12 protein-coding genes are annotated in these 15,562 nt (G+C 66.7%); 5 read left to right on the top strand and 7 right to left on the bottom strand.

What is annotated here, in order from left to right; translation table 11 throughout:
• Nucleotides 1-68: 68 nt before the first annotated feature.
• Both OPIT5_05615 and OPIT5_05610 read left to right on the top strand, forming a co-directional pair.
• Nucleotides 69-1,736: a competence protein ComEC gene (locus tag OPIT5_05615; protein AHF89788.1), complete on the top strand. Its 1,668-nt coding sequence runs from the start codon at nucleotides 69-71 to the stop codon at nucleotides 1,734-1,736.
• Nucleotides 1,733-2,014 carry a hypothetical protein gene (locus OPIT5_05610; protein ID AHF89787.1) on the top strand — a complete coding sequence of 94 codons (282 nt, stop codon included), beginning with the start codon at nucleotides 1,733-1,735 and terminating at the stop codon, nucleotides 2,012-2,014. Before OPIT5_05615 ends, OPIT5_05610 begins: the two co-directional genes overlap by 4 nt.
• Here OPIT5_05610 and OPIT5_05605 read toward each other — a convergent pair whose 3' ends face one another.
• Nucleotides 2,015-3,697 (bottom strand): DNA repair protein RecN, encoded by a 1,683-nt coding sequence (locus tag OPIT5_05605; GenBank protein AHF89786.1) that lies wholly within the window; start codon nucleotides 3,695-3,697, stop codon nucleotides 2,015-2,017.
• Nucleotides 3,698-3,910: 213 nt separating this feature from the next.
• Nucleotides 3,911-5,461 (bottom strand): hypothetical protein, encoded by a 1,551-nt coding sequence (locus OPIT5_05600; GenBank protein ID AHF89785.1) that lies wholly within the window; start codon nucleotides 5,459-5,461, stop codon nucleotides 3,911-3,913.
• Between the two features lie 128 nt (nucleotides 5,462-5,589).
• On the opposite strand from OPIT5_05600, the gene OPIT5_05595 reads away from it, so the two are divergent.
• Nucleotides 5,590-8,496 (top strand): isoleucyl-tRNA synthetase, encoded by a 2,907-nt coding sequence (locus OPIT5_05595; GenBank protein ID AHF89784.1) that lies wholly within the window; start codon nucleotides 5,590-5,592, stop codon nucleotides 8,494-8,496.
• Nucleotides 8,497-8,508: 12 nt separating this feature from the next.
• Here the strand turns inward: OPIT5_05595 and OPIT5_05590 are convergent, their stop codons facing one another.
• Complete coding sequence (locus tag OPIT5_05590) at nucleotides 8,509-8,736, bottom strand: hypothetical protein (GenBank protein ID AHF94106.1); 228 nt, start codon at nucleotides 8,734-8,736, stop codon at nucleotides 8,509-8,511.
• Between the two features lie 199 nt (nucleotides 8,737-8,935).
• On the opposite strand from OPIT5_05590, the gene OPIT5_05585 reads away from it, so the two are divergent.
• Both OPIT5_05585 and lspA read left to right on the top strand, forming a co-directional pair.
• Nucleotides 8,936-9,907, top strand: a complete 972-nt coding sequence (locus OPIT5_05585; GenBank protein AHF89783.1) for a molecular chaperone DnaK — start codon at nucleotides 8,936-8,938, stop codon at nucleotides 9,905-9,907.
• Nucleotides 9,908-10,084: 177 nt separating this feature from the next.
• On the top strand, nucleotides 10,085-10,702 hold the full coding sequence (gene lspA, locus OPIT5_05580; protein AHF89782.1) for a lipoprotein signal peptidase: 618 nt from the start codon (nucleotides 10,085-10,087) through the stop codon (nucleotides 10,700-10,702).
• Nucleotides 10,703-10,916: 214 nt separating this feature from the next.
• Here the strand turns inward: lspA and OPIT5_05575 are convergent, their stop codons facing one another.
• From OPIT5_05575 to OPIT5_05560, 4 genes are all read right to left on the bottom strand, one after another.
• Nucleotides 10,917-13,379, bottom strand: coding sequence for a glycosyhydrolase (locus OPIT5_05575; protein ID AHF89781.1), 2,463 nt, complete (start codon nucleotides 13,377-13,379; stop codon nucleotides 10,917-10,919).
• A gap of 78 nt (nucleotides 13,380-13,457) precedes the next feature.
• Nucleotides 13,458-14,135, bottom strand: a complete 678-nt coding sequence (locus OPIT5_05570; protein ID AHF89780.1) for an N-terminal cleavage protein — start codon at nucleotides 14,133-14,135, stop codon at nucleotides 13,458-13,460.
• 96 nt (nucleotides 14,136-14,231) lie between these two features.
• Entirely contained in the window at nucleotides 14,232-15,086 is an 855-nt protein-coding gene (locus tag OPIT5_05565; protein AHF89779.1) for a hypothetical protein, read from the bottom strand.
• A 162-nt stretch (nucleotides 15,087-15,248) separates the two neighbouring features.
• Nucleotides 15,249-15,470 carry a transcriptional regulator gene (locus OPIT5_05560; GenBank protein ID AHF89778.1) on the bottom strand — a complete coding sequence of 74 codons (222 nt, stop codon included), beginning with the start codon at nucleotides 15,468-15,470 and terminating at the stop codon, nucleotides 15,249-15,251.
• Nucleotides 15,471-15,562 lie beyond the last annotated feature (92 nt).

The following is a 15,562-nucleotide window of genomic DNA, read 5'->3' as shown; positions in this document are numbered from 1 at the left end:
ATGCAGGCATGTCGTCGGGTCGCAGTCTGGGACATCGTGCGCCGCTGCTCTGGATTCTCCTGCCGTGGATGGCGGGGCTGGTGGTGGCGTACGCATGGCGCGGGCCGTTGCCGGCCGGCTGGCTGCTGGGCGCGGCGGTGGTCGCCGTGGCCTTGGCGGCGGTGGCGACGGCGTGCCGATGGAGCCGTGGATGGTGGATGGCCGGCCTGCTCGCCGGCGTGGCGCTGGCGGGGGCGGCGCGTTACGAGTGGGAGCGGCACCGGCTGGCGGACTGGGACACGCTGGGCCTCCCGGCGCGCGAGGCGCGGCTGGTGGTCGAGATGGTGCGGGTGTTTCCGCCGTCGCCGGAGCAGGACTGGATCAGCGGCATCGGACGCGTGGAGGAAGCGGAGACGGAGACGCTGCGCGACGTGGCCGGGCAGCGCGTTTATTTCTCGGCCAACCGGAAACCGGGTGACCCCGTGCCGGTGCGCGGCGAGCGGCTGCGCATGCGCGGTGTGCTGACGCCGCTGCCGAAACATCCGGCGGTGCGGGCGGCGGCGAACGCGACGGCGGAGGAGGCGGCGAAGGTGAATCCGTTTGACGGATACCTGGCCGACAGCGGGGTGAATTTCCGGTTCACCCGCGGGCGGATTGTCGGGCAGGCGGCCGCGGCCGGCTGGTACGCGCAAAGGCTGGAGCAGGCGCGGCTGTTGTTTTCGGACATTCTCGGGCGGGGTCTGGAGAGGCGTCCGGAGATCGCGGCGCTGCTGCGGGCGATGGTGCTGGGGCAAAAACACGAACTGGCGACGGACCGGAAGGAGCTCTATTTGCAGAGCGGCACGATGCACCTGTTTGCGATCAGCGGACTGCATGTCGGCGTGATCGCGCTGGCGGTCGATTGCGTGCTCGGGCTGCTGGCGGGCGTGCTGCGGTTGCCGGCATGGGCGCGGATGGTCGCGGGCACGGGGTTGTTGTGGCTTTACGTGCAGATCACGGGCGCGTCGCCGTCGGCGGTGCGGGCGTTCGTGATGGTGACGTTTTTGCTGGCGGCGTGGCGGCTGCGGCTGCCGGGCGGATCGGTGGCGGCGCTGACGGCGTCGGCCGTACTGGTGTTGCTGATACAGCCGCTGCAACTGTTCACGGCGAGCTTCCAGTTGTCGTACGGGATCGTGGCGGCGTTGCTGTGGCTGAGCGTGCCGTTGCAGGAGGCGGCGGCGCGGCGCTGGCGGCTGTTCGCGTGGCTGCCGCGGGATGCGTGGACGCGCTGGCACCGGGCGGCGGACGGGGCGTGGCGGTTTGTGCTCGGGCTGGGGTGCATGGGGCTGGCGGCGACGCTGGTGAGCATGGTGGCGGGGGTGATGTTTTTCGGGCTGTTCACGCCGTTGTCGTTTCTGGCGAACCTCGTGCTGGTGCCGCTGGCGGGCCTGGTGTTGAGCGCGGGGTTCGTGTCGCTGGTCTGCGGGATGGCGGGGCTGGGCGTGGTCGCGGCGTTTTTCAACCGGGCGGCCGGCGTGGTCTTGTGGTTCATGGATTCGGTGGCGGGCGGGGCGGCGCGGTTGCCGGGGGCGTTTTTCCCGGCGGAGTTTCGCGCGGGCTGGGAGGGGCCGGCGGCGCTGGCGGGGCTTCTGGTGGTGCTGGCGATCGGTTACGACCGGAAGTGGCCGGCGGGATGGCGTGGGGTGGCGGTGCCGGCGGGATTTGTGGCGCTCGTGCTTGTCGCGGGCATCCGGTTCGTCACACTGCCGCCTTCATGAAAAGCGCCTACGAACTCGCCATGGAACGCCTCACCCGGGCTGACCCCGACAGCAAACCGCTCACGGCGGAACAAAAAGGCCGGCTGGCCGACATCGACGCCCGCTACAAGGGCAAGATCGCCGAGCGGGAGATTTTTCTCAAGGGGCAGCTCGACAAGGCGCTGGCCGACGGCGAGCCCGACGAAGCGGACAAGATTCGCGCGCAGCTTGCGGGCGAACGGGCGAGGCTGGAGGAGGAGCGCGACGAGGAGAAGGAGCGGGTGCGGCGCGGGCGCTGATCAGTTCTCGCCCAGCAGCCCGGCGGCGTGGGCGAGGGCGCTTTTGGCCGTGCGGTCGCCGAGCATCCGGGCGAGTTCGCTGAGGCGTTTTTTGCGGTCGTCGTGGATGGCCGTGATCGTCACCTCGGCACGGTCGCCGCTCTGGTCTTTTTCGACAACAAGGTGGCTGTCGCCTTGTGCGGCGACCTGCGGGAGATGCGTCACGCAGAGAACCTGGTGGCCTTTGGCGATGCCGGCCATCTTTTCGCCGACCACGCGGCCGATCTCGCCGCCGACGTTGGCATCGACTTCGTCGAAAACGAGCACGGGCACGTCGTCGAGATCGGCGAGCACGGTCTTCAGGGCAAGCATCACGCGGGCGAGTTCGCCGCTGGAGGCGATGCGGTTGAGCGGGAGCGGCGGCTCGCCGACGTTGGGCGAGAAGAGAAACTCCGTGCTGCAATCACCGGCCGGGCCGAGCGCGGGAGCGCCGGCGGTGGCGGAGAGCGGGACGAGGCGGATCTGGAAGTCGGCCTTCCTGAACCCGAGCTGCGCGATGCTTCTGGCGGCGACCTTGGCGAGCTCGCGGGCGGCTTTTTCACGGACGGCGTGCAACCCGGCGGCAGCGGCGCGGGCGGTGCGTTCGGCGGCGGCGATTTCCTTGTCGAGCCGGGCGAGAGCGCCCTCGATGTCGCCCTGGATCTCGAGGCGGCGGCGCATGTCGTCGCGCGCGGCAACGACAGCGGCGAGGTCGCGTCCGTGGCGGCGGCGGGCGTCGAGCCAGGTGTTCATCTGCGTTTGCAGGTGCGCGGCCTGGTCGGGGTCGAAGTTGAGTTCGCCGGCGAGGGATTCGAATTCGGCGCCGAGGTCGGCGAGTTCGATGCTGGCGGCGGCGAGGCGATCGGCGAGGGGTTTGCTGTCGGGATCGAGGTTTTCGAGGTGGCGGGCTTCGCGGACGAGCGCGGCGACACGGGCGGTGGCGCCGTCCTCGCCGGTGAGGCCGTTGGCGAGGGCGGAGGCGAGTTCGATGAGCTCCTGCGCGCGGGTCATGCGCTGGAAATCGCGTTCGAGGGTGTCGATGGCATCGTCGGTGAGATCGAGGGCGTCGAGAGCGGCGAGTTGCGTTTCGAGGAAGGCGATCTGCTCGGAGGTGAGCCGGGTTTCGGTGGAGACGCGGGTGCGTTCGTCGATGAGATCGCGCCAGGCGCGGTAGTGTTTTTGATAGGTTGCGAGCTGCGGGGTGGCGCGGGCGTAGAGGTCGAGGAGTTCGAGCTGGCAGTTTTCCTTCAGCAGGCGGCGGGGTTCGCTCGGGCCGTGGAAATCGATCCAGGCCTCGCCGAGGCGCTGGAGGGCGGCGAGGGTGGCGAGGCTGCCGTTGACGGTGAGGCGCGGGGCCTTGTCGCGGGGGAGGGTGCGGCGGAGGAGGAGCAGGCCGTCTTCGCAGGGAGGGAGTTCGAGTTCGGCGAGGAGAGCGTCGATGCGGGCGGGGTTTTTGAAATGGAGGGCGGCCTCGACTTCGCAGGCGGGGGCGCCCTGGCGGATGAGGGTCTTGTCGGCGCGTTCGCCGGCGAGAAGCGAGAGGGCGCCGAGGAGGATGCTTTTGCCAGCGCCGGTTTCACCCGTGACGGTGGTGAAGCCGGGCTCGAACTCGAGCGAGACTTCCTCGAGGAGGGCGAGGTTTTTGATGCGGAGCGACTGGAGCATGGCGTGGGCGGCTGCGTGTGTGTGCGTTGGCTGTCTCCGGGTGAGTGAGCGGAGCGGGACGCGGGGAGCAAGCCCGGCGTGGCGAGGGCGGTGTTGCCGGTCGCCCCCGGGGGGGGAGGGGGGGGGCGCGCTGACGCGCGTCCGGCGGCGGTTCGTCAGAAAAAGCCGCCGCTCCGGCAGGCCGCGTCCCCTTTTCGTTCAATGCCGGTCCGGTCAGTAGACGAACGTCGATTCGTCCTTGATGACGGGTTCGTCGAGGAACGAGCTCATGAACTCGAGGCGCGCGCGGCCGGAGCCGGGTTGCACGCCCTGGGCCTCGATGCTGAGTTTGGTCGTGCCGTGCGGGTTGAGCACCACGTCGGGGAAGGTCACGGTCTGGCCCTGGATCGTGCCGCGGGCGTCGCCGCCGGTGGTGACCGGGCGCAGGTGCTGGCTGAGCGTCACCTTGATCTGCCCGTTGACGGGCTTGTACACGCCCTGGTTGATGATCTGGATGTTGTAGATCGTGGTCTGGCCGACGCGGACAGGGTCGACTGTATCCACCATCTCGGTACGCACGCCGGGGGCGCCTTCCCATTCGGTGACGGCCTGCGCCCGCGCCGTGAGCGCCTTGCCGGTGACGGAGGTGGCGGCGGCCGTGGCGACGTTGGCCGTCTGGCCGGGCTGGGTGGCGGTGAGCTGGACGTTGAAGGTCTGGCTCTGGCCGGGGGCGAGCGTGGGGATGGTCCAGGTGAGACGATTGCCCGAGATCGCGGGCTGCGGGCCGGCGGCGACGGCCGTGGCGCCGCGGGGCACCTCGTCGGTCACGACCACGTTGGAGAGGGGCGTGTTGCCCGGGTTGCTGGCGACGATCCGGTAGGTGGCGTTTTTGTAGATGTAGGAACGCGGGGTGCCGGTCTTGGTGATTTCGAGGCGGGACTGGACGATGTCGACCGGGGCCTGGGCGCGCACGGGCTGGCCGCCGTCGAAGGTGGCGGTGGCGGTGTTGACGAGGGTGCCGGTCTTGTCGGCGCGGGCGACGACCGTGACCTCGCGGGTCTCGCCGGGCGGCAGGTCGCCGACGACGGTGTTGAGGTTGCCGGTGCCGGTCATGCCCTCGGGCAGGGTGTCGGTGATGACGACGTTGCGGGCGACGGCGGTGCCGCTGTTGCGCACCTGCACGCGGAAGGTCACGGAGTCGCCGAGCTCGGCGGCGGGCGGGCCGGCCTTGGCGATCTCGAGGCGCGGCGTGCCGGCAAAGAGCGGCAGGGCCGCGATCGGGCTCACGCAGGCGGTGGTCGTCGTGACGTAGTTGCCCTCGCGCTCGGGGCGCACCGTGATGACCATGTCGCGGACTTCGCCCTTGTTCAGGTACGGCCAGTTCCAGGTGAGGGTGTTGCCGCTGACGCGCGCGGCGGGCTCGGACCCGAGAAGCGTGAGACCGGGCGGCAGGTGCTCGGTGGCGGAGACGTTGGTGACCGTTTCCAGCGCGGTGAAGCGCATGAGGTAACGGTAGGCGCCGCCGACCTGCGTCGTGGAGACGACGCGTTTCTGGACGGAGTAGAGATTGGAGTTGAAGTTCGGGGAGAGCGCGACGGCCGGAGCCTGCGCCGGGGCGGCGGTTGCAGACGCATCGGATGCGACCCGGGCGTCGGCAAAGGCGGCGGTCGTGAGGAGAGCGGAAAAACCGGCGAGGACGAGCCGGAGGAGGCGGGCGCGGAGCCCGGGCGATTGCTGGTGTGTGTTCATGACGTGAAAGTGAGAAAGGGATTTTTCGGCGTGCATTGGGTGGCGCGAGAGACCGGTGGTGCAAGTCGTTTGTCTCTGTCCGCCGGTCCGTCCGTGCAAATCGTCTCGCGGCCTGCCCTTGACTCGTCTCCCGCTTCCCATAGCCTCCGCCGCTTTTCTTTGGCATGGCTCAAGACCTGAAAACTACGCTCCAGCTTCCAAAAACGGATTTCCCGATGCGGGCGAACCTTCCGCAACGCGAACCCGGTCGCATCGCGCATTGGGAAAAGCTCGGGCTCTACGCCGCCATTCTGAGAAAAAACGCCGCTTCCGACCGCACCTTCATCCTGCACGACGGTCCTCCCTTCACCAACGGCGATGTCCACATCGGCACCGCGCTCAACAAGAGCCTCAAGGACATCACGCTGCGTTACAAGACCATGCGCGGTTTCCGCACGCCCTACGTCCCCGGCTGGGACTGCCATGGCCTGCCCATCGAACAAAAAGTGACGCGCGAGCTCCAGGCCGCCGGCGAAACCGTCAGCACGGCGGAGCTGCGCGCCCGCTGCGATGCGTTTTCCGAAAGCTGGATCGCGAAACAGACCGCTTCCTTCAAGCGCCTCGGCGTGCTCGCCGACTGGGCCAACGAGTACAAGACCAAGGCTCCCGCCTATGAAGCGGAAGTCATCCGCACCTTCGCAGCCTTCGTCGAAAACGGCCTCGTTTACCGTTCCAAAAAACCCGTTTACTGGTCGATCCCCTTCGAAACCGCCCTCGCCGAGGCCGAGATCGAGTACAAGGACCACGTCTCGCCGTCGATCTGGGTGAAGTTTGCCGTCCCGGCCGACGAGGCAAAAAAGTACAACCTCCCGGCCGACAAGCCGCTTTCGGTGGTCATCTGGACCACCACGCCCTGGACGATCCCGGCCAACCTCGCCATCGCCGTGCACCCGGAGGTCGAGTACGTCGTCGCCGATTCCGGAGCGGAGCGGATCATCGTGGCCGAAGCGCTGCTGCCCGCCGTGCTTGCCGCCGCGAAGCTGGACGAAAAGGCGATCGCGTCCGCCACGGCTTCCGCCGCCGCCAGCCGTCGCAAGGGCGCCGCCCTCGAGAAGCTTGTCGCCCGCCATCCTTTCATCGACCGCGCCTCCCCCGTCGTCCTCGCTGACTACGTGACGACCGAGAGCGGCACCGGCTGCGTCCACACCGCGCCCGGCCACGGCAGCGAGGACTATCTCACCGGCCTCAAGTACGGCCTCGATATCTACTGCCCGGTCGGCGACGACGGCCGTTATCTCGATGATGGCCAGGTGCCCGCCGATCTCGTCGGCCTCACCACGCTCGAATCCGTCGAGGATCTCGAGGCGAAACGCACCTCGCCCGCCAACATCGCTGTCCTGAAAAAACTCGACGCCGCCGGCGCGCTCCTCGCGAAGGCCCGCTACACGCACAGCTACCCGCATTGCTGGCGCTCGAAGACGCCGATCATTTTCCGCGCCGTCGACCAGTGGTTCGTCTCGCTCGACAAGGCCGGACATCGTACAAAAGCCCTCGCCGAGATCGAAAAGGTGCAGTGGATCCCCGCCTGGGGCGCCGCCCGCATCCGCGGCGCCGTCGAGTCGCGCCCCGACTGGTGCATCAGCCGCCAGCGCTCGTGGGGCGTGCCGATCATCGCCTTTTACGACGCCGACAAAAATGCGTACCTCGACGCCGGCGTCGCCCGTGCCGTGGCCGACAAGATCTCCACCCGCGGCACCAACTACTGGTACGATGCCGCCCCGGTCGACATCCTCGAGGGCGTCACCCTTCCCGCCGGCTGGCCCGAGCCCGCCGCGCTCACCTGCGGACGTGACACGCTCGACGTGTGGATCGATTCCGGCTCCTCGCACGCCGCCTCGCTCCGCCACGGGCAGGGCGGCACCACCTGGCCCGCCGATCTTTACCTCGAAGGCTCCGACCAGCACCGCGGCTGGTTCCAGTCCTCGCTCTGGTGCGCCGTCATCGCGCAGGGTGGCGCGCCCTACCGCGCCGTGCTCACGCACGGCTTCATCGTCGGCAAGGACGGCAAAAAAATTTCCAAGTCCGGCCAGTACGAAAAACCCCCGACCTCGGACAACTACATCGCGCACTACGGCGCCGACGTCATCCGCCTCTGGGTCGCTTCGCAGGACTTTACGCAGGATATCACCGTCTCCGACCTCGAAAAGGACCTCAAGGACAAGGGCAGCATCCTCAACATCGTCGCGGAAGCCTACCGGCTCTTCCGCAACACGCTCCGTTACCAGCTCTCCACGCTTCACGATTTCGACGCGGCGCACGACGCCGTGCCGCTCGCGCAGATGGACACGCTCGACCGCTGGGCGCTGCACCAGGCCGCCCGTCTCGTCGCCGACTGCACCGCGGCGTACGACGCGTACGAATACCACCGCGTCATCCACCTGTGCAGCCAGTTCTGTTCGACGACGCTCTCCGCGGTTTACCACGACATCATCAAGGACCGCCTCTACACGCTCGCCTCCGCCTCCCCGCTGCGCCGGTCCACCCAGACCGCGATCCACGGCATTTTCGAGGTGCTCGTGAAAATCCTCGCCCCCGTCCTCACCTTCACCGCGGACGAAGCCTGGACGTGGGGCACATCGGGCAAGGAACTCGCCGACACCGCCGCCGGCACCATCCACCTCCAGGACTGGCCCGCGCCGCCCGCCGCCTGGACCAGCCCCGAAATCGAGGCCGACATCGCCACGCTCCTGCGCGTCCGCGCGCAAGTCACCGAGGCCATCGAGCCGTACCGCCAGGCCGGCGAGATCGGCAAATCCCTCGATGCGGCCGTCACGCTCGAAGCCGGCGCCGACACGCCCGACTACGCCGTGCTGGAAAAACACCGCGATTTTCTGCCCGAGCTCTTCATCGTGTCGCACGTCGCTCTTCGCCCGGCCGGCGCCGGCGCCTCGCTCGGCGTGACCGTTGTGCATTGCCAGACGCTCGGCTATGTGCGTTGTCCCCGCTGCTGGCGCTGGGTGCCCGCGCTCCAGACCACCGCGCACGGCGACGTGTGCCCGCGCTGTGCCGAGGCAGTGCATGCCGTGCCCTGAAAAAACTTTCTGTCAGAGTCCTCCATCGATCAAAACCCGCCACCCCCTCCAAAACATCATGGCCCAAAAAAAGAAAAAACCCGCCCCCGACCGAAACAGGAAGACAGCAACCGCCAGCAGCAAACCCGGAACACCCGCCAAACCCGCCAAATCCGCGACTCGTCCCGTGAAAAAGACGAGACCGCTTGTGAAAGCGAAAAGTGCGAAGACGGTACCGGCTGCGAAAACCGGACGGGCCATCGCCCCGACGGTCAAACCGAAACCGAAAACCAGTCAGCAACCGAATCAGAAACCGAAACCGGAATCCAGATCCTCACGGCAGAAAGACGCCAGCCCGGCCACCCGGCCCGCGGCCCGTCGCTCTTCCGAAAAATCCACCGCGCATCCCGCCCCTCCGGACGGGAAAACTGGCGCGAAAGCAGCTACCAGAAAACCAATCATGAAAGTCCCGGCCAAATCAGCCACCCACTCCGCCTCTCCCGCGAAATCCGCGAAAACTCCGGAAGCCCGAAGCACCAGGAACACCGCCGGCTCCAAAAGCGCCGACGCCGTCCCGGACAAGGGGAAAAAACACGCGGCTCCGCCGGCAGCTCCGGCATCCGGTGGCGGCGCCCGGGCCCGGCCCGACTCCGCCGTTGCCGGCAAGGCAGCGGGCAAGGTTTCCGCCAAGGATCGCCTCCGCAGCAGCATCCTCGCCCGCCGCGAGAAACCCGCCAAGCCCATCGCCTTCACGCTCGACGAAGTCCGCGAGATTGCCAAGCAGAGCGCGGCCGCCGAGGCCACGCCCGAGCAGAGCGCGGCCGCCATCGCCCGCGCCCGCGCCGCCCGTCTCGCCGAGGCTGAAAAGGCCGCGAAACCCGCCACGCCCAACCGCGTGCAGGCCGCTTCGCTCGCCGACATTCTCGGCTTCAATCCCGCCGCGAAAAAGAGCGTGGCCGAGACCGAGGAGTCGCAGATTCCGGAAAAATTCCGCCGCTACTACAAACTCCTCATCGACCTCCGCCAGCATGCCAGCGGGCAGCTCGAGAGCCACACCGAGGAAACGCTGAAACGCTCCGCCAAGGACGACGCCGGCGATCTCTCCAGCTACGGCCAGCACATGGCCGACGCCGGCACCGACACCTTCGACCGCGATTTCGCGCTCAGCATGGTGGCCAGCGAACAGGAAGCGCTCTCCGAAATCGACGCTGCCATCCAGCGCATCAAGGCCGGCACCTACGGCATCTGCGAGATCACGCAAAAACCCATCGCCAAGGACCGGCTGCTCGCCGTGCCCTTCACCCGCTACTCGACGGAGGCGCAGAAGGAAGTCGAGAAGACGCGCTACCGGCCCCGCGGCCAGGCCGGCCTCCTCGCCGAACTCGGCGAAGACGGCGCCAAGATGATGGACGACGCCGACATCGACGAATGAGCATGGCCGCAGGGTTTGCCGCGTGGCGCGGGCGTTCCGCCTGCTGTGGGAGCGGCGGCATTCCTGCCGCTGCGACGAGGCGCAACGCGCCTCGCCTCCGAACCGTGCGACGCGCTGCGTCGTCGCAGCAGTCAGGAGACCGCACCTGAAAATTTCTCTCCCGTGCCTGAACACAACATGATCCCTCCGGCGAGTTCTCCTGCGCCGGCTCCGGCTGACGGTTCACCGGCCTCGCCGGTCGCCCCGTCATCTGCTCCCGCGACGACGCTCGCCCCTGCGCAGGCGGAGCCGCGACGTTCGCGTCGGGAACGGGTGCATGCCTACCGGCTGCTCTGGTGGATCGCGCTGGCGGTTTTCGGGATCGACCAGGTGACGAAAACCTGGATTGCCGCCGTGATCCCGTTCGACCCGTACGGCTGGCACCTTCACCGGATCGTGGTCATCGACGGATTTTTCAATCTCGTGCACGTGGGCAACACCGGCGCGGCCTGGAGCATGTTCGAGGGCAAGAGCCTTTTCCTTGCCGTGCTCGCGGTGGTGACGCTGGGCGGCATCTACCTGTGGCGCCACCAGCTCGGCCTGCGCTCGCGCATCGCCCAGGTCGGTTTCGGCCTGCTCTGTGGCGGCATCGTCGGCAATCTCGTGGACCGACTCCTGCACGGTCACGTGATCGACTTCCTCGATTTCCATTTCGGCAGCTACGTGTATCCGACTTTCAACGTCGCCGACATGGGCATCTGTATCGGCGTGGGGATTTACGTGATCCACTCCGTCTTCCAGCCGGCGGCGAAGTGATCCCGGATCGGCAAGGGGGGGAGAAGGAGCGAGCGACACAGGGATAGATCACTGATGTTACGCGGAGTGTCGTGGCGCGGGCGTCTCGCCCGCATCACTTTCCCTCCGTCGCATAACATCAGATAGATACCACAAGCGCGGAGGCCTGTGGCTACGCATACCGTTCAGCTGAAGCCGTTCTGGCAGACGGACACGCGTTCCGATACGGCACGGGTTATTTCCCGATCACATAGAGATCGCTGATTTCGAGAGCGTTTTCGTCGGTCTGCGAGTTGAACCCGATCGAGAGCTTTGCGATCCGGACGCTTCCCGGATCGGCGGCGGAGAATCCCTGGTAGCTCGCCAGCGGCACATAGGCCACGTGCCACTCGCCGTCGGCGGGAATGATGGGGAAATACGTCACACCCATCTCCCCGTTGCCGTGCCACGACATCAGGCGCACGGTGGCCGGTTTCAGGCAGCGCGCCCGCACCAGCACGCCGGTGATGCGCGACTGGTCCACTTCCTGCGGGAGCGTGAAACGCGGATACGCCCAGCGATCCACGCCCGGAGGGAATTTGACCGCAAAACCCCATGCTGCCGGCGGCTCGTGGGCAAAGGTTACCGTGCCGTTGGCGTTGCGGTCCCACCGGTAGGCTTCGCCTGCCGTCAGCGCAAAATGATACGTGCTCGCCTGAAGGTGGGCTGCGATATCGCCTTCTCCGAGCGAAGGAATCAGGGACAGTGCCGCCGGTCCGACGCGGGAGCCGTCGTCCGCTGTCGCCGTGACCGACAACAGCCGGTCGTCGCTCGCCATGCCTGCCGGCAAGGCGGCGATTTCCACGTCCAGCGTTACCTGCTCACGCTTCCCGCCTGCCACCGTGACGCTTGCTTCCGTCGTTCCGCCCGCGCGAAGAATGATCGTGCGGGTTTCGCTGCCGGAATTGTTCACGCCGACCGTGACCGGCAGTCGTTCGCAACCGGCCGGAAGAAAATACCCGCGCGCCGAGATCGCCTGCATCTTTTCCGGATCGATCTGCGGTTGGAGCACGATCGACGCAACCGGGGGCAGGGCCGGAGCCGCCGCCTTGCCCAGGCGATACAAACGCATCGCCTCCGTATCCGTTTTCAGACTATCGGCGAGCGAAGCACGGGCGACCCGGAGATAAACGAGTCCGTCGCCCGCCGGCGCTTTTTTCACGCCTGCCTCCAGCGGGAGGGAACGCCCGTCGGCACCTTGCGCTGCCAGCGCTTCGAAGGGCAGCGTCACCTCCGCGCCGGCTGCCACCTTGCCTGTGCAGACCACGACCAGCGCCTGTTCGTTTTCATTCGCCGGGTCCGTCCCGGTCGGCACGAATACGCGGATGCGTTCCGCGCCGGGAACCAGCGCGGCGGGCACGTCGCCTGCATACTCCATCCCGGCCAGCGCCTGCCCCGCCTGCGCCGATGCCGCCAGCATGCGCAACGGGGAACCGTTGCGGTCGAGCATCCCGAAGTGGCGGCTGTCGCCGTGTTCGCTGTAATCGACATACACGAACGGGAAAAAACGGGCCACACCGCAGGCCCTGGCCTCGACCGCCTGCATCGCATAGGCGAGCGCCGTGGCGGTCTGGTCGCTTGTCGAAGGACGCACACCGGTTTTCCCCGGACGCGACAAACCGACCTCGGTCATCCACAGCGGTTTGGTTTCGTATCCGGCCGCCGCCAGCCAGCCGCGATACTCGCCGACCAGCCGTTCCAGCCCGAGCGGATTGCCGTAGTAGTGGAACGACAGAAAATCACATTCGTCGAGCAGACCGTTGCGCGCGGCCAGCTGGAGGTAGACCGGATTCAGCGACGCAAAGACGCCGCCGCCGATCGGCGTATCCACACCGGCTTCCCGCATCGCCTGCCGGACCGTTTTGACCAGAGGCACGTACTGATCCGCCGGCTGGTTGCCGCCGAAGCCGATATCCGGCTCGTTCCACACTTCGAGGGCTCCCCACAGATCGTGCCAGCGCAGCGCAACCTCGCGCCACGCGCGGCCGGCCGCGATCAGGTCGTCGGGGAATTTCCCTTTCTGCGCCCTGCCCATCCAGACCGGAGCGTCGTGAAACATCTCCAGCACCGGCACGCCGGCGGCGGCATACAACCGGCGCGTGGATTCGTAGCTTCGGACGGTTTCCCATTCCGGACGCACCTCCGCCGGGCGGATCGCGTTCCACGAAAGCCGTTCGCGCGCCAGCCCGCCTGTCCCGATCACATGAGGCAGATTCCCGACCAGCGCCGGCCGGGCTTCCGGTTTTGTCAGCCACGACATCGCGGTGTCGATCGACAGGAAACCGTCCGGCGGTACCTCGCCCGGAGGACGACACCATACACCGGTGGCCTGCGCCTCGCCCGCGGCGTCGAAAACCACTTCGTGGTATCCTGCCGGCAGCGTCGCGTTGACGGAAAGCAGGCCGCGATCATCGACCGTCGCACGACCTTCCGCCAGCACGCGCCCGTCGTAGTTTTTTACGCGATACGCATGCGTCTCGCCTTCCGCGCTGCCCGGCGGGGCGCGAAATGCCAGCGTCGTTGCCGGGCCGGCGGCGGGAAACAGCGCCGTGATGTCGGCAGGTTCGTAACCGGCGTCGGCGGCGTGCAGGGACACCGCCGCCAGAGCAAGCAGTGAGGAAAAACGGACGAATCGGGGAAAACAGGCAGGCATGATCATAAGGGAAAACAGAAACCGGAGATTGGAAAACAGAGTTGGAGGGAAAGGCGGCCGATGGGCAGCCGGGAGGGCGTCGGATCAGCCGTCGATTGCCCGGGTGTACCAGATATCCCAGCGCTCCTTGAGCTGTTGTTCGGAGAAGGAGCCCACGTGCCCGTCGGCGAAAAGCGCATTGAGCTTTTCGCGATGCGGATAAACGAGCCCGGCTCCGGGATTGGTGGTCGCCCATGTATTGAAGTGAGGATGGGAATGCCCTTCGGCCACCAGCAGCGACTGGGCGGGATTGGCGATGCGCGCGAGAGGGAGTCCCCCGGCCGTCACACCGCCATTGGCATTCAGCCAGCTCACGTGCGCCTGGGTCATCTTGTAGCTGATCCAGGGTTCCGTGTAGGTCTTGTCGGTGACATCGGTATCGGGACATCCGAGCGGGCCGCCCGGCTTGCAGGCACGCAGGACCGATGCCCACTCGTATTTCACCTGCATCCCCAGATAGGGGGCGAGATGGTAGTACCAGTTGTTGTCGGGATTATTGGTTCCGTCGTAAGAAAGCGGATACCGTTCCCGGTGATCGGCGGCGTAGGCGGCAAAGGCCGGCCCCATCTGGCGGAGGTTGCTGACGCACTGGATGTTCCTCGCCGAGGCCCGCGCACGGCCGGCAACAGGAATGATGATGGCGGCGAGGATGCCGATGATGGTGATGACCGTGAGCAGTTCGATGAGGGTGAACCCTCGCGGCGGGCGGTGGAGTGAAGACATGGGGAAAAACAGGGTTGTGTACGGGCAGGGAGGAGGAAAGCCCGCGGCCGGTCTCCGGTTGACCCGGTCATGCCACGGGCGCGACAGGCGAAGCGGTCAGCGCCGGGCCAGACGGCCGGCGGCCAGCCCCAGCAGGGTCAGCCCGCCCAGGATCAGGGCCGCGCTGCGCGGTTCGGGAATGGCGGCGGTAGTGACGAGAAAATTGTCCACGGACGACGCTCCGACGACGGAAGCGCCGTCGTTGCGCGGATGGATGCGGAAACCGGTGGCGGTGATCGAGGTGTCGACGTCCAGCCCGGTCGCGAACCAGCCGTCGTTGGTGGAAAACAGGCTGGTTTCCGTGGTGCCGTCGCTCAGGAAGGCGCGGGCCATCTGTGTCGCCGGATCGTAGCTTATCCCCAGCGTGTAACTGGCAGTGGCGGAGAATCCGCTGACCGTGCCGCTGGCAAGCGTGGTGGTGGTGCCGTTCTTGAATAGGGTCCAGCCTCCCGACGGACGGATCATGACCCACAGAATGCTGTCACTGCTGCCGAACCACGCTTGCGAACTCGACGTGTCGCTGCTGAGGAAGCCGACTGCGACCCAGTCGGAGGTGGAGCTGACGATGCTGGCCGACACCGTGGTCACCGCGGTTGGCTGCGTGATGGCGATGCGCATTTCTACGGGATAGATCGTACTGCCTGACTGATAGCCGATGATCGTCCCCTCGGCGGAAAATCGGCCGGAAGCCGAACCGGTCCCCGTTTTCCAGACGCCGCTGCCAGTCTGTTGTTCGGGGGACGTCCCGGCAAGGCTGCTGCCTTCGATGCGGGTGGTTCCGTTGAGGGTGAACGTATCCTGGACGAGCACCACCGTCTGGGCGGCGAGAGCCTGCGCCGCGACGGCGAAGGCGAGACAAGGCACGGCGCGCGCAGCGCCGGTGAACAGGGAGGGGAGGGTTGGGTGTTTCATGATGAGGTCGTGTGGTTCAAAACCGGACCCGATGTTATGTCGGATTCGAGTGTGCCCGATTTAGCACATATCAATCCATGCATGTCAAATAGTTTTGTGCCTGATCAGGCACATATCGGCAGAGCCGATCATCTTTTCTGCCACAACATTTATCCCGACCTCTTATCGGAAAAGATCCTGAATGTTGGCCTTGAGCGCCTTGGCCAATGGAACCAGTTCGAAATCTCCCACCCAGCGGGAGCCGCCTTCTATCTTGGCAATCGTATCCCGGGAAATATCCCAGCCAAGCCGCTGACAGCGCGCGGCAAGCTCGGTTTGCGACAGATTCTGTGCGTCGCGTAAACGTCTGACGGTCGGGCCAACGATATTCTTGGAAGCGCGCATGTTTGGTTGCAGCCCGAGCGTAATTCTTTTGAAGAATCCGTATGTGCCTGATCGGGCACAACCGGGGTAGCGGAAGATTCCGGGGCACTATT

It is taken from the genome of Opitutaceae bacterium TAV5, from assembly GCA_000242935.3.
Taxonomy (GTDB): Bacteria; Verrucomicrobiota; Verrucomicrobiia; order Opitutales; family Opitutaceae; genus Geminisphaera.
The sequence above is the reverse complement of the archived record's forward strand: the minus strand, read 5'-3'. Positions and strand labels throughout refer to the sequence as shown.